Origin of the sequence: Faecalibacterium sp. Marseille-Q0746 (assembly GCF_017377595.1) — a bacterium.
In the GTDB taxonomy this organism is placed as follows: domain Bacteria; phylum Bacillota; class Clostridia; order Oscillospirales; family Ruminococcaceae; genus Faecalibacterium; species Faecalibacterium duncaniae.
Window position 1 is genome coordinate 183,523 of the sequence record NZ_JAFREI010000001.1, and the last position, 13,498, is coordinate 197,020.

A 13,498-nucleotide genomic window follows, 5' to 3' on the forward strand; every position below is an offset into this window, starting at 1 on the left:
GGTTGTTCCTCCATCATTCGTATGTTACTGTGATCTCCGGTGTCTGCTTTTCCCCAATGGTGCCCACGACATTTGCGGGCAGACCCGCCGCCTGCAGCTCTGCTTCCAGGGCAGCGGCATCCTGCGGGGCCACGGCAAACAGCAGGCCGCCGGAGGTCTGGGGATCAAACAGGATTTCTTCCATCGGGAAGGGTACTTTCTCAAACCGGACAAAGGGCCCGGTGTGGTTGCGGTTGCGCTGACCGGCGGCGGTGTACAGGCAGGCATCTGCGGCCTCCCACGCACCGGGCAGTACCGGCACCGCATGGGCATCGATGACGCAGGAGAGCTTCTCCCCCATCATCTCGTGCAGATGGCCCAGGAAGCTGAACCCGGTCACATCCGTGGCGGCGTGCACCTCGTACCTGCGTGCGATCTCTGCCGCCGTTTTGTTCAGGGTGGTCATGGAACGGACGGCGGCTTCCATCTGCTCCGGAGCGGCTTCGCCCACCCGGTTGGCGGTACAGATCAGACCCACGCCAAGCGCCTTGGTCAGAAGAAGCTTGTCGCCCGGGCGGCCGGTATCGTTGGCCGTCAGGCGGTGCGGGTCTACCAGACCGGTCACCGACAGGCCGTACTTCACGCCGGTATCGGCAATGGAGTGCCCACCCGCCAGCGTACCCCCGGCTTCGGCCACCTTTTCGGCACCGCCGCGCAGGATTTCCCCCAACACGTTCAGATCCATGCTCTCGGGGAAGCAGACAAGATTCAGTGCCGTTTTGACCTCACCGCCCATGGCGTAGACATCGCTCAGGGCATTGGCCGCGGCGATCTGCCCAAAGGTATAGGGGTCATCGACCATCGGCGGGAAGAAATCCACCGTCTGCACCAGAGCAACGTCCTCGGTGATGCGGTAGACGGCAGCATCGTCCCGGCTGTCGTAGCCAACCAGAAGGTCGGGGTCTTTTTCGCCCCGGGGCAGCTTTTCCAAAATGCGGCTCAGTACCCCGGCACCCAGCTTGGCGGTGCATCCGCCGCCGGTGCAGAATACAATGGGGCCTTGTTCTGCCATTTCATGCACGCTCCTTTTCATCAAAATAAGTCAACACGCCCTGCACCTCATATTTTTCGCGCAGGAGCGCGAGGGTCTGTTCGCCTGCGGCAATGCGGGCGGGGTCATCCGCCTGATTGAGCACCACAGAAAAACGGCGGTTCCCTACCAGTTTTCGTCCCCCCTTCTCGCTGGCCAGCAGCCTTGCCAGCAGCTCCGGGGTCAGAAGCGTTTCGGGGGCAGCGCCCAGCAGGGCGCAGGCCTGCTCCAGCCGGAAGCAGACCTCCCGCAGAGGTCTGCCCAGTGCGGACAACCCGGCCACGGCCAGCACGATATCACTTTCCGGCAGCAGCACCGGTTCATGGGCCGCCGGAACTTTGCAGGGCATCCGTTTTGCACCGTCCGCTTCCAGAAGAACCATATCCGCCTGTGCCATCCAGCAGGTCAACTGCTCCGGCGGCAGGGCGGTCAGCTTGCCCTGCTCTGCCGGGACACCGGCCACGGCATATCGCCCTGCCGCCCAGAGGGACGCAAGCGCGGCTTCATCCGCGGCATAATTCTCCCCGGGCTGCCGGATGTGGGTGGTGGTGCTCACCAGCACCCGCCAGCCTTTGGCGGCACAATGCCGGGCAAAGGCATAGAGCAGGGTGGTTTTTCCGCCGCCGCCCACCAGCGAGACCACATGGCCCTTTTCAGCCAGAAACGGAAATTGTTTTTCCGGAAGCATCAGCGGTTTTCTTCCACCGCCATGGCGACCTGCTCCGGGGTGATGGGCAGCTCATAGAAGCGGGTGCCGATGGCATTGTAGATGGCATCCGCGATGGCGGGCAGCGGGGTGTTGATGACCACCTCACCGATGGATTTTGCACCAAACGGGCCGTTGGGCTCGTAGCTGCTCTCAAACTCCACCCGGATGTGGCCGATGTCCACACGGGCGGGGATCTTATACTGCATAAAGGAGTTCTCCATCGGCCAACCCTTGGCATCGTAGGTGATGTTCTCGGTCAGGGCCATGCCGATGCCCTGCAGGATGCCGCCCTCAGCCTGCACACGGGTCAGGTTGGGGTTGATGGGGGTGCCGCAGTCCACGCAGGCGGCATAATCCACCACCTTGACTTCACCGGTCTCCTTGTCCAGCTCAATTTCAGCCGCGCCGACCATGTAGGGCGGGGGCGAAAGGGGCGAGGTGTGGGTCTCGGTGATCTCCAGCGGCACCATGTGGCCGAACTGGGAGGCGAATGCCACCTCAGAGAGAGAGACCCTCTTCTCCGGGTCTGCGTTCAGGGAAATGAACTTGCCGTCAAAATCCACGGCATCTTCGGTCGTCTGGAGCAGCTCCGCGCCCAGCTTGCAGATCTGGCCGCGCAGCCGGAGGGCGCACTTCTCCACTGCCTTGCCGGTGACATAGGTGGTAGAGGAAGCGTAGGAGCCGGAGTCATAGGGCGAGGTATCGGTATCCGCGCCAAAGACGGTGATATTGTCCAGGTCACAGTCCAGCACCTCGGCGGCGATCTGAGCCAGCGTGGTGTCACAGCCGGTACCCATATCGGCAGCGCCGATGATGAGGGAGTAGAATCCGTCATCGTTTACCTTGAGGGTGGCACTGCCCACATCCATGCCGGAAATGCCGGAGCCCTGCATGGCCATGCCCATGCCCACGGCGCGCACCTTGCCATTGCCAAGGTCGCGCACAGGGTACTTGTTGTCCCAGTCGATCATCTCGTGGACTTTTTTCAGGCAGCGATCCAGCGCGCAGCTGGTGTTCACAGCGCCGTAATAGGCGGGCATTACATCGTCCTCTTTGACGATGTTCATTTCACGGATCTTGAAGGGGTCCATGTGGAGCCTGGCAGCCAGCTCGTTGACAGCAGATTCCACCGCAAACAGGCCCTGGGTCGCACCATAGCCGCGGTACGCACCGGCAGACATGTGGTTGGTGTAGACCACGTCGCTGACAAAACGGAAGGCTTCGGCCTTGCCGTACAGCGGGATGGACTTGTGGCCGGAAAGGCCCACCGTTGTGGGGCCGTGCTCGCCGTAGGCACCGGTGTTGGACAGGGTGTAGAGGTCGATACCCTTCACAATGCCGTCCTTGGTGGCACCCAGACGGACGTGCATTTCCATCTCGTGGCGGGGCGAAGATGCGGTCTGGCTCTCTTCGCGGGTGAAGATCAGCTTGCAGGGCTTCTTGGTCTTCCAGGTAACAAAGGCCGGATAGATGGCCGAGACCGCTGTCTGCTTGGCACCAAAGCCGCCGCCGATGCGGGGCTTGATGACGCGGATCATGGATTTGGGGATGTGCAGGGCGTTTGCCACATTGCGGCGGGTATGGAACACGATCTGGGTCGAGCTGAGGATGTTCAGCCGCCCGTACAGATCCATCCAGCAGCAGGTGCGGAAGGTCTCCATCATGGCCTGCTGGCAGGCCTTGGTGTGGTAAACACGGTCGATGACAACATCGCACTTTGCCAGCACGGCATCGATGTCGCCGTCGCCGCACGCATCGTGGGCACAGAGGTTGCGCTTGTTATCGGCACCCACAGGACTCAGGCTCTCCCAGTTGTCCTCCGGGTGGACAAGGATGGGGTTGTCCTTCGCAGTGTGGAAATCCAGCACCGGCTCCAGCACCTGATACTCCACCTTGATGAGCTTCATGGCTTTCTCGACACACTTCTCATCCTTGCCCACAACAATGGCCACCACGTCCCCCACAAAGCGGACGTGGCGGTCAATGACCAGGCGGTCGTAGGGGCTGGCTTCGGGGTAGGTCTGGCCGGCCTGCGTGTAGCGGCGGGCGTTCTGATCCACATCCTCCCAGGTGAAGATGGCCTCGATGCCGGGCACCTTTTTGGCCACGGACGTGTCGATGCGCTCCACCATGGCGTTGGCATGGGGCGAACGGTACAGCTTGACGATCAGGCAGTCTGCCGGGGCCAGATCATCCATGTAAACGGGCTTGCCGGTCACAAGCTGCATGGCATCTTTTTTGCGGAATGCTTTGTTGACGTTTTTCATTCGGCACCCTCCTGTTTTGCTTTCTTCCAGGCGAGGAAATTCTGGATGCCCCGCAGCTGACCCTCGTAGCCGGAGCAGCGGCAGAGGTTGCCCGCGAGATATTCCTTGATCTCCTCCTCAGTGGGGTATTCCTTTTCCCGGAAGAGGGCGAGAGCGTTCATAATAAAGCCCGGGTTGCAGAAGCCGCACTGCTCCGCACCCTGATCGGCGATAAAAGCACCGAACTCAGCAGCCTCCTCCTGCAGGCCCTCCAGCGTGGTCACCCTGTGGCCGTCGGCACGGGCTGCCAGCACAGAGCAGGACAGCACCGGCACATCGTCCAGAAAGACGGTGCACAGGCCGCAGTTGGAGGTCTCACAGCCGCGCTTGACACTGTAACAGCCGTGTGCGCGGACAAAATCGATGAGCAGGGTGTCCGGTGCGGCCTCTGCCGTGACTTTGGTTCCGTTCAGAATAATATTCACCTGCATCTTGTCTCACCTGTTCCCTTTCAATTTCAGCACAGCGCGCTTGACCAGCACCCCGGCCAGATGATTGCGGTATTCCGCACTGCCGCGCATGTTGCTCTCCGTCCGGATGTTTGCCCGCACCTCAGCGGCAAAGCGGGCGGCGGTCAGCTCCGGCGTTTCGGCGGCATTGGGCTGCAGGGTATACAGCACTGCCTTGCCGGGCCGGGCACCAATGGCGACCCGGAAGCCCCCGGCCGTTTTCGCGGCGGCACAGGTCAGCACCGGAAAATCCGTCTGGCTGTTGCGCACCGACTGATAGCAGAATGCTGCCTGCTCCTTCGGCACGATGACCCGCACCAGGATATCCCTGTCGTACGGGCGCTGGGCATACTCCGAAAGCGGCACGATGCCGCCCTTGTAGAGCTCCACCGAAGCGTTCAGGGCCAGGAACATGGTCAGAACATCGGAAAAGCCAAAACGGCTGTAAATGCTGCCGCCCACGGTGGCGAGGTTGCGCAGCTGCACACCCACAATGTGGCGCACAGATTCCCGCACAGCGCCGTCCGTGTAGGCATTGAGCCCCTCGTGGAGCTCGATCTGCCGCAGGGGCACCATGGCCCCGATGGAAAAGCCCTCGGCCGTTTCCTCAATTTTGTCCAGCCCAAGGCCCGACAGGTCGATGGCGGTGCCGACATTGATGTTCTCCATCTTGAGCCAGATCATGCCGCCGATGACCCGATTGTTTCGCTTCTGGTTGAGCTGCCAGGCTTCCTCGAGGCTTTCGGCCCGTTTGTATTCCCGGATCGTCATCATACGCAGTACCTCTCTTTTTTCGATTGCTACTTTTATTTTATCACAAAATCCCTTATAATGCCACTGGAAAGACTGCCGCAGATCCGGCAGATTCAGGAGGAATGATTTTATGGCAGAATTGTGCAGAAGAAACGCCCGCCCTTCGGTGGGATGCGTCATCATGGCATCGGGGCTGGCCCGGCGGTTCGGCTCCAACAAGCTGCTGGCAGATTTCGGGGGCCGCCCCCTGCTCTGCCGGGCGCTGGAGGTCACCGCCACCCCCGCCCTTGCCGCCCGGGTGGTCGTGACCCGCTCTGCCGAGGTAAAGGCCCTGTGTGACGCACAGGCCGTTCCCTGCCTGCTCCACAGCCTGCCGGGCCGGAATGACACTGTTCAGCTGGGGCTGGAGGCGCTGCTGGAGCAATGCCCCAACCTTGCAGGCTGCATCTTCCTGCCCGGAGATCAGCCACTGCTGCAGCGGGAGACGCTGGAAGCGCTGATCACTGCTTTTGCCCAGACACAAAAAGAAACAGAGCGGGCGATCTTCCGGCTGGGAGCCCGGGCCGCACATGGCCCGGACACCGTTGTCGGAAGTCCCGTTCTGTTTGGATGCGGATATTTTCCCGCTCTGCGCACCCTGCCCGAGGGCAAGGGCGGCAGTGTTGTGCTCAAGGCTCACCCTGAGCAGGTACAGATCGTTTACGCCCAGCGGCGGGAAGAACTGCTGGATGCAGATACGCCGGAAGCTCTGGAGGAGCTCTCCGCCATTGCAGCGCAATGGTGTGTCCCCTGACAGGAGAGGCAAGGGCACTTCTTGGCTCCCCTGTCAGGGGAGCTGTCACCGAAGGTGACTGAGAGGTTTATTCGGCCTTATCGTCCTTGGGCAGCAGCACGTTCAGCACAATGGCCACAAAGGCTGCGGGCACGATGCCGCTCTCGCCGCAGATCAACTGGAAGAACTGGGGGGTGTGTGCCAGGATGCTGGCATTTGCACCCATGCCGTAACCCACGCCCAGTGCAACGGAAACGATGGTCAGGGTGCGCGGGGTCATCTTCTCCTTGGTAATGAGCTGGATGCCGGACACCACGATGGAAGAGAACATCATCACGGCAGCACCGCCCAGAACGGCCTGCGGCATGATGGAGACCAGTGCGCCCAGCTTGGGGATCAGGCCGCAGAGGATCAGGAAGATGGCACCGGTAGCCAGTGCACCGCGGTTGACGACCTTGGTCATGGAAACCAGGCCCACGTTCTGGCTGAAGGAGGTGTTGGGCAGAACGCCGAAGCAGGCGGCAAAGGAAGAGCCCAGGCCGTCGCAGATAACACCGCCGGACAGCTCCTTATCGGTGGCCTCACGGCTCATGCCGCCCTCCATCACGCCGGAGATATCGCCCACGGTCTCCACAGCGGTGACGATGAACATGATCAGCACGGGCAGGATGGCGCGCATATCAAAAACGATCTTGACGGGAACCAGCTTGGGGATGGCAAACCAGTCGGCCTGTGCCACCTTGCTCCAGTTCAGCACCCATGCCTTGGTGAACTCCACACCCTCGGCAGTGACACCGGTAGTGGGCAGGACAAAGCCCATGATAAAGGCTGCCAGATAGCCCGCTACGATGCCGATGAGGATGGAGGAAGAACTCAGGAAGCCCGTGGTCCAATGCTTGAAGAACAGGATCACCACCAGCACGAACACGGCCAGCAACAGGTTTTCCGCGGAACCGAAGTCCTTGGCTGCGTTGCCGCCGCCAAAGGAATTGACACCCACGGAGATCAGGGACAGACCGATGGACAGCACCACCGTACCGGTGACCACCGTGGGGAAGAACTTGCGCAGGGGCTTGAGGAAGAAGCCCAGCACAGTCTCAAACAGGCCGCCCAGAATGGAAGCGCCCATGATGGCACCGTAGGCCAGCACGCCGCCGCCCATGGAAGCAGCCACACTGTTGAACACGCCCAGGAAGCCGGAGCTGGTACCCATGATGATGGGAACCTGACCGCCCACAGGGCCGATGGAGAACAGCTGCACCAGCGTGACCACACCGGCCACGAACATGGCGTTCTGCAGCAGGCTGACCTGCAGGTCAGCAAACTCACCGCCTGCAAGGCCGCAGGCACTGGTGATGATAAGAAGCGGGGTCAGGTTGCCCACGAACATGGCAAATACATGCTGCAGGCCCAGCGGGATGGCCTGGCGAAGGGGCATCTTGGCATCAAACTGGTATGCACCCTTCTCCAACTCGATATTTTTGATCATAACTTCTCCTTTATCTAAAAGGCTTTTTTACACGACAAAAATTATTATAGCAGAGCCTTTCTCAAATTGGGAGAGGTCCGGGATGTTTTTTGTTCATTTTTAGTTCATAAGTCATACTTTAACTTTAAATTGTTTTTCTGTGAAGCACAAAATCGGATGGATCAGCCCCCTGCTCCCGGCACCAGAAGCCTCCGAGGCGCATCAATGGCCGTGGTGCCCTCCGCAAGGTCGTTGGCGGCCAGCATCTGGGCCGGGGAGACATGGAACCGCCTGGCGATGGCAAACAGCTCCTCCCCCGCCTGTGCATAATAGATGCGCAGACTGATCTCCGGGTCTGCCGGGGTCAACGGCTCTCCCAGCGCGATGGAGCCCACACAGGTATTTCCGCTCCGCTGTAGGATGGCTCCTTCTGCCTTGACGGAAAGGTTGACCTCCAGTGTGCCGTTTGCGCAGACACAGCGCAGGTCCTCGGCACGGAGCCAGCACTCCGGGATCAGCTCCGCGTCCGAGGGCAGCTCCCGCCCCAGCGGCAGGGCAAGCTCCAACACCTTTTCATAGCTTTCCAGCTCCGAAAGGCTGTTCTCCCCAAAGGCAGTCACGGTCACCCGGCTGGTCAGATCCCAGTTGTTTTCCCTGTATGCCAGCAGGGCCGGGCCAAAGGAGGCAAAGCAGGCCAGAATTTTAGCCCCAGCGTCCGGCAGAGGGCCGGAGCCGGTCAGGGTCACGGTCTCATCCAGGGTGCAGGCCAGCGATTCCGTCTGTACCGTCTGCGGGGTCTGTTCTGTCTCAAATTTCGTGGAGAAGGCATCCGCCACGCACTGCAGCTGGTAGGGCCTCCATGCCCGCAGGCGCAGCATCAGGGTGGCGGTCAGACGGCTGGGTTCCTCCCCTTCTCCCTCCGTGAGCGTAAAGCCCACCGGCTCGGCCACGCAGAGGCAGCGGCAGTCCTCGCTCAGGCCGTCCACATCCAGCACCTGATTGAAGTTCAGGTTCACGCTCTGGCTCTGCAGTGCCGGGTCGCCCTCGGCACGCCAGGCACAGGAAACGACCAGCACGCCCTTGGCAACGGCTTTCCCGTTCAGGAGCTTGAGGTCTCCGACAGAGGCATTGCCGCTGAGGTCCAAAACGGCGGCGGGCGGCGTGGGAAAGCGGATCTCGCCCTCGACCGTGACCAGCTTTTCCAGCACAGCGGCGCGCCGCACCCCGGAAAGGGTGACCAGTTTCTGCTCCACCCCGCCATCCGAAAGGGCCGTGATGACATCCGTTTTGACCTGCGTATGCACCGATACCACCAGCCCATACGCCCCCCGCACCTCGATGCGGCGCGGGTTGACGGTGCGGCAGTTCAGATATTCGGTTTGGCCTTCCACCTGCACGGCCCATGCCGTGAAGACGAACTCCGGCAGGTCCAGCAGCTTTGTAAAAGGGAGCTTCTGCTCGGTCTGGCACAGGCCCGCTCCATCTTCCCCCTGATAATAGACCACACAGCGCAGATATCCCTCCAATTGCAGCTTGCCGGGCTGCAGCCGCTTTTGCAGCACCACCGGCCTGACAAAGCACTTGACCAGCTTGAACACCGGTGGCAGATAATCAGAGATCAGGATTTCTGTTTCCAGCGGCAGCTCTGCCTTGAGGGTACAGTTTGTCCCCGCCGCCGGCAGGGCATCCCGAAAGATCTTCAACTCCATGGTACGCGCTCCTTTCCTGTCCGCTCTTGGTGTCATTTTATTCCGGGAACAGGTTGGATAGAACGGAGCGCTTTTCCGGAGACGCAAAAAGCCGCCGCACAGCGTTTCCACTGCGCGGCGGCCTTATCACAATCAGGGTTCGGGGAAAATCAGGTGCTTATTCAGCAACCTTGGCAGCCTCGATCTGCTTGATCAGCTCGGGAACGACCTTGAACAGATCGCCCACGATGCCGTAGTCAGCAACACCGAAGATGGGTGCGCTCTCGTTCTTGTTGACGGCGATGATGCACTCGGAATCCTGCATACCAGCGGTGTGCTGGATGGCACCGGAAATACCCAGAGCAACATAGATCTTGGGGTGGACCGTCTTACCGGTCTGACCGACCTGATGGTCAGCGGTCATCCAGCCTGCATCGGTAACGGCACGGGAAGCACCCACAACGCCGCCGCCCAGTGCAGCAGCCAGCTGCTCAGCCAGCTCGATGCCCTTGTTGACATCCTTGCTGATGCCGCGGCCAACGGAGACGATGACATCGGCACCGATCAGATCGACCAGCTTCTCAGCAGCCTTCTCGACGCTCAGGACCTCGGTCTTGATGTCGGCAGCGGACAGCTCGAAAGCGGGCTTCACGATCTGGCAGGCATCAGCCTTGGCCTGATCGAAGGGAGCCTTCTTCATAACACCGGGGCGCACGGTGGACATCTGAGGACGGAAGCGGGGGCAGATGATGGTAGCCATCAGATGGCCGCCGAATGCGGGACGGGTCATCTTCAGGTTGCGGTCTTCCATATCGAACTTCTGCTTGGACAGGTCAATGGTGGAGCTCTCCTTCAGGAAGTCGATGTACTTTGCAGTGTCGATATCCAGGTGGGTAGCATCAGCGGTCAGGCCGGTGTGCAGACGGGCTGCGCAGCGGGGGCCCAGATCGCGGCCAATGTTGGTGGCACCGATCAGCAGGACCTCGGGCTTGTACTCGTTGACCATGTCGCAGACGACCTTGGCGTATGCGTCCGTGGTGTAATCCTTCAGCAGGGGGCTGTCGCAAACCATGACCTTATCAGCGCCATAGCCGCCCAGTTCCTTGGCAATGCCGTCCACGTTATCGCCCAGCAGCAGGCCGGTGACTTCGCAGTTCAGCTCATCAGCCAGCTTGCGGGCCTCGCTGACCAGCTCGAAATCGGTGGGCATGAGTTTGCCCTGGCGCTGCTCACAAAAGACCCAAACGCCCTTGTACTCGTTAAAATCAGCCATTGTAATCCTATGCTCCTTTCATCAGATCAGGTGCTTCTTGGCCAGGATACCTGCCAGCTGTGCGGCGGTGTCGTCGCCAGTCAGCATGGTGCCTGCGCCCTTCTGCGGAGGAGTGAAGGACTTAAAGACGTTCGTCGGAGAACCCTTCAGACCGATGGTATCGACCTCGATCAGCGGATCGTCCTTCAGAGCGTTGTAATCGAACACTTCCATGGGCTTGTCGTAGCAGGTGAAGATGCCATTGACGCTCATGTAACGGGGCTGGTTCAGCTCCTTGATGCAGGTCAGCAGGCAGGGAGTCTGCACCTTGACCATCATGTAGCCGTCTTCCAGCATACGCTTCACGGTCAGGGTGTTGCCATCCTTCTGGATGTCGGCCACATAGGTGACCTGAGGCAGATGCAGCTTTTCAGCGATCTGGGGGCCGACCTGTGCGGTATCGCCATCGATTGCCTGACGGCCGCAGAACACAACGTCCTCGGGGCCAACGCCGATCTTATTGACAGCAGCAGCCAGGATCTGGCTGGTTGCAAAGGTATCGGAACCGCCGAACTCACGGCCGGAGACCAGAACAGCCTTGTCCGCGCCGCGGGCCAGCAGCTCACGCAGCATTCCCTCGGCCGGAGGAGGACCCATGGTAATGACAACGACTTCACAGCCGGTAGCATCCTTGAGCTTCAGAGCTGCCTCCAGAGCGTTCAGGTCATCGGGGTTGGTGATGGTGGCCATAGAGGCACGATCCAGAGTACCGTCTGCCTTGACGGCGACTTTGCCGGAGGTATCAGGAACCTGCTTTACACAAACAATTGCTTTCATTGTAAATCTTACCTCCCTTACTTCAGCAGAGCGCCGGAAATGACCATCATCTGCACTTCGCTGGTGCCCTCGTAGATCTCAGTGATCTTGGCATCACGCATCATGCGCTCGATGGGGTAGTCACGGGTGTAGCCGTAACCGCCGAACAGCTGCAGGCAGCGGCGGGTCACATCGCTTGCGGTGCGGGCTGCGATCAGCTTAGCCTGAGCAGCCTCGACACTGTAACGGACCTTTGCGCCGTCCATGGCCTGCTGCTTCTTCAGAGCGGCAGCGTAGACCAGATACTTGGCAGCCTCAACGCGAGCCTTCATCTCAGCCAGCTCGAACTGGGTGTTCTGGAATGCGGAGATGCTGCGGCCAAACTGCTTGCGCTCCTTGACGTAGGCAACGGTCTCCTCCAGAGCGCCCTCAGCAATGCCCAGAGCCTGAGAAGCGATGCCGATACGGCCGCCGTCCAGGGTAGCCATGGCCAGCTGGAAGCCCTTGCCGCGCACGCCCAGCATACGATCCTTCGGGATACGGCAGTCCTCGAAGATCAGCTCGCAGGTGGAAGAACCACGGATGCCCATCTTATCCTCAGCCTTACCGACGGAGAAGCCCGGATCGGTACGCTCAACGATGAAGGCAGAGCACAGCTTGGTGGGACGGCCCTTCTTATCCAGAACGTGGTCGGTGACAGCGATGACGATAAAGACATCAGCGAAACCGGCGTTGGTGATGAAGATCTTGGAGCCATTCAGGACCCAGCAGTCATCCTCTTCCTTGGCAATGGTCTGCTGACCCTGTGCATCGGTACCAGCGCCCGGCTCGGTCAGGCCGAAAGCGCCCAGCCACTCGCCGCTGCACAGCTTGGGCAGGTACTTTGCCTTCTGCTCGGGGGTGCCGTTCTCATAAATAGGAGCAGCACACAGGCTGGTGTGAGCGGAGACGATGACACCAGTGGTGCCACAGACCTTGCTCAGCTCCTCCACTGCCATGACGTAGGACAGCACATCGCCGCCTGCACCGCCGACAGAGGTGGGGAAGTAAATGCCCATCATGCCCAGCTTGCCCATCTTCTCGACGGTCTCTTTGGGGAAGTACTCTTCTGCATCAACCTTCTTAGCCAGGGGCTTGACTTCGTTTTCAGCAAACTCGCGGTACATCTTCTGCACCATCTGCTGCTGCTTGGACAGAGTAAAATCCATCGCTATATCCTCCTAACGGGTGTTTTTTATCTCCCGGGGTCGGGGTTCTCCCCTATCCGGTTGCAAACAAATTCCTCCCGACCGCTTTCCCCACGGCCGGGAGAAATGTTTATCAGAAATTACAGCTGGTCAACAGGGGTCTTGGTGCGATCTGCGTTGTAAACGTAGAAGCCCTTGCCGGTCTTGCAGCCCAGGTTGCCGCCGCGGACCATCTTGCGGATCAGCGGGCAGGCGCGATACTTGCTGTCGCCGGTCTCATGGTACAGGACATCCATGATGGCCAGGCAGATATCCAGGCCGATGAAGTCGCCCAGCTCCAGGGGTCCCATGGGGTGGTTGGCACCCAGCTTCATAGCGGTGTCGATGCCTGCGATATCGGAAACGCCCTCCATCTTGATGAAGGCAGCCTCATTGATCATGGGGATCAGGATGCGGTTGACCACAAAGCCTGCAGCCTCGTTGACCTGAACAGGGTTCTTGCCGATGGCCACGGAGATCTCCTTGATCTTCTCAACGGTCTCTGCGGGGGTGTTGCAGCCGGCGATGACCTCGATCAGCTTCATGCGGTCAGCGGGGTTGAAGAAGTGCATACCGACCAGAGGACGGCTCAGGCCCTTGCCGATCTCGGTGATGGACAGAGAGGAAGTGTTGGAAGCGAAGATGCACTCGGGCTTGCAGATCTTATCCAGCTCGCCGAAAGTGGTCTGCTTGACCTTCATATCCTCAAAAGCAGCCTCAACGATCAGGTCGCAGTCTGCGCACAGATTTTCCTTCAGGCCCGGGGTGATGGCTGCAACGATCGCGTCAGCCTTTTCCTGGGGGATCTTGCCCTTAGCAACCAGCTTCTCGTAGCCCTTCTTGATCTTTGCCAGGCCGTTCTCAGCCCACTCCTGCTTGATGTCGCACAGAGCAACGGTGTTGCCCTCAACCTGTGCAAATGCCTTTGCGATGCCCTGGCCCATAGTGCCAGCGCCGATAACACCGATCTTCATAGGAAATCTCTCCTTT

12 protein-coding genes are annotated in these 13,498 nt (G+C 60.1%); 1 reads left to right on the plus strand and 11 read right to left on the minus strand.

Going from position 1 to position 13,498, the window contains the following annotated elements; all coding sequences use genetic code 11:
- Window positions 1–13 precede the first annotated feature (13 nt).
- Genes selD through J3351_RS00970 form a run of 5 tightly spaced genes read right to left on the minus strand, consistent with a single transcriptional unit; the run spans window position 14 to window position 5,307 of the window.
- Entirely contained in the window at window positions 14–1,051 is a 1,038-nt protein-coding gene (gene selD / locus J3351_RS00950) for a selenide, water dikinase SelD (RefSeq protein ID WP_207696901.1), read from the minus strand.
- A gap of 1 nt (window position 1,052) precedes the next feature.
- The gene (yqeC, locus tag J3351_RS00955) at window positions 1,053–1,757 is read right to left on the minus strand and encodes a selenium cofactor biosynthesis protein YqeC (RefSeq protein WP_207696902.1); all 705 of its coding nucleotides are present in this window, start codon (window positions 1,755–1,757) and stop codon (window positions 1,053–1,055) included.
- Window positions 1,757–4,045 (minus strand): xanthine dehydrogenase family protein molybdopterin-binding subunit, encoded by a 2,289-nt coding sequence (locus J3351_RS00960; protein WP_207696903.1) that lies wholly within the window; start codon window positions 4,043–4,045, stop codon window positions 1,757–1,759. The genes yqeC and J3351_RS00960 overlap by 1 nt, the downstream gene beginning before the upstream one ends.
- The gene (locus tag J3351_RS00965; protein WP_005932760.1) at window positions 4,042–4,515 is read right to left on the minus strand and encodes a (2Fe-2S)-binding protein; all 474 of its coding nucleotides are present in this window, start codon (window positions 4,513–4,515) and stop codon (window positions 4,042–4,044) included. The genes J3351_RS00960 and J3351_RS00965 overlap by 4 nt, the downstream gene beginning before the upstream one ends.
- Window positions 4,516–4,521: 6 nt before the next feature.
- Entirely contained in the window at window positions 4,522–5,307 is a 786-nt protein-coding gene (locus J3351_RS00970; RefSeq protein ID WP_207696904.1) for a xanthine dehydrogenase family protein subunit M, read from the minus strand.
- A gap of 109 nt (window positions 5,308–5,416) precedes the next feature.
- Between J3351_RS00970 and J3351_RS00975 the strand changes: the two genes are divergently transcribed.
- Window positions 5,417–6,079 (plus strand): NTP transferase domain-containing protein, encoded by a 663-nt coding sequence (locus J3351_RS00975; protein ID WP_242699250.1) that lies wholly within the window; start codon window positions 5,417–5,419, stop codon window positions 6,077–6,079.
- 67 nt (window positions 6,080–6,146) lie between these two features.
- On the opposite strand, the gene J3351_RS00980 is transcribed toward J3351_RS00975, so the two are convergent.
- The 6 genes from J3351_RS00980 to J3351_RS01005 form a co-directional block, all read right to left on the minus strand.
- A complete protein-coding gene (locus J3351_RS00980) occupies window positions 6,147–7,547 on the minus strand; it encodes a uracil-xanthine permease family protein (RefSeq protein WP_097772211.1) in 1,401 nt (466 codons plus the stop codon).
- Window positions 7,548–7,708: 161 nt separating this feature from the next.
- On the minus strand, window positions 7,709–9,235 hold the full coding sequence (locus J3351_RS00985; protein WP_207696905.1) for an SPOCS domain-containing protein: 1,527 nt from the start codon (window positions 9,233–9,235) through the stop codon (window positions 7,709–7,711).
- A 157-nt stretch (window positions 9,236–9,392) separates the two neighbouring features.
- Window positions 9,393–10,487 (minus strand): acryloyl-CoA reductase electron transfer subunit beta, encoded by a 1,095-nt coding sequence (acrA, locus tag J3351_RS00990; protein ID WP_207696906.1) that lies wholly within the window; start codon window positions 10,485–10,487, stop codon window positions 9,393–9,395.
- Between the two features lie 21 nt (window positions 10,488–10,508).
- Window positions 10,509–11,303, minus strand: coding sequence for an acryloyl-CoA reductase electron transfer subunit gamma (acrB, locus tag J3351_RS00995; RefSeq protein ID WP_005932750.1), 795 nt, complete (start codon window positions 11,301–11,303; stop codon window positions 10,509–10,511).
- A gap of 17 nt (window positions 11,304–11,320) precedes the next feature.
- Window positions 11,321–12,490: an acyl-CoA dehydrogenase gene (locus J3351_RS01000; RefSeq protein WP_154276263.1), complete on the minus strand. Its 1,170-nt coding sequence runs from the start codon at window positions 12,488–12,490 to the stop codon at window positions 11,321–11,323.
- A 119-nt stretch (window positions 12,491–12,609) separates the two neighbouring features.
- Window positions 12,610–13,482, minus strand: a complete 873-nt coding sequence (locus J3351_RS01005) for a 3-hydroxyacyl-CoA dehydrogenase family protein (RefSeq protein WP_005932746.1) — start codon at window positions 13,480–13,482, stop codon at window positions 12,610–12,612.
- Window positions 13,483–13,498 lie beyond the last annotated feature (16 nt).

Excerpts from the sequence above, each read along its gene's own strand:
- J3351_RS00975 (WP_242699250.1), top strand. The coding sequence starts at position 5,417 with ATGGCAGAATTGTGCAGAAGAAACGCCCGCCCTTCGGTGGGATGCGTC.
- yqeC (WP_207696902.1), bottom strand. The coding sequence starts at position 1,757 with ATGCTTCCGGAAAAACAATTTCCGTTTCTGGCTGAAAAGGGCCATGTG.
- J3351_RS01000 (WP_154276263.1), bottom strand. The coding sequence starts at position 12,490 with ATGGATTTTACTCTGTCCAAGCAGCAGCAGATGGTGCAGAAGATGTAC.
- selD (WP_207696901.1), bottom strand. The coding sequence starts at position 1,051 with ATGGCAGAACAAGGCCCCATTGTATTCTGCACCGGCGGCGGATGCACC.
- J3351_RS00965 (WP_005932760.1), bottom strand. The coding sequence starts at position 4,515 with ATGCAGGTGAATATTATTCTGAACGGAACCAAAGTCACGGCAGAGGCC.
- J3351_RS01005 (WP_005932746.1), bottom strand. The coding sequence starts at position 13,482 with ATGAAGATCGGTGTTATCGGCGCTGGCACTATGGGCCAGGGCATCGCA.
- acrB (WP_005932750.1), bottom strand. The coding sequence starts at position 11,303 with ATGAAAGCAATTGTTTGTGTAAAGCAGGTTCCTGATACCTCCGGCAAA.
- J3351_RS00985 (WP_207696905.1), bottom strand. The coding sequence starts at position 9,235 with ATGGAGTTGAAGATCTTTCGGGATGCCCTGCCGGCGGCGGGGACAAAC.
- acrA (WP_207696906.1), bottom strand. The coding sequence starts at position 10,487 with ATGGCTGATTTTAACGAGTACAAGGGCGTTTGGGTCTTTTGTGAGCAG.
- J3351_RS00980 (WP_097772211.1), bottom strand. The coding sequence starts at position 7,547 with ATGATCAAAAATATCGAGTTGGAGAAGGGTGCATACCAGTTTGATGCC.
- J3351_RS00970 (WP_207696904.1), bottom strand. The coding sequence starts at position 5,307 with ATGATGACGATCCGGGAATACAAACGGGCCGAAAGCCTCGAGGAAGCC.
- J3351_RS00960 (WP_207696903.1), bottom strand. The coding sequence starts at position 4,045 with ATGAAAAACGTCAACAAAGCATTCCGCAAAAAAGATGCCATGCAGCTT.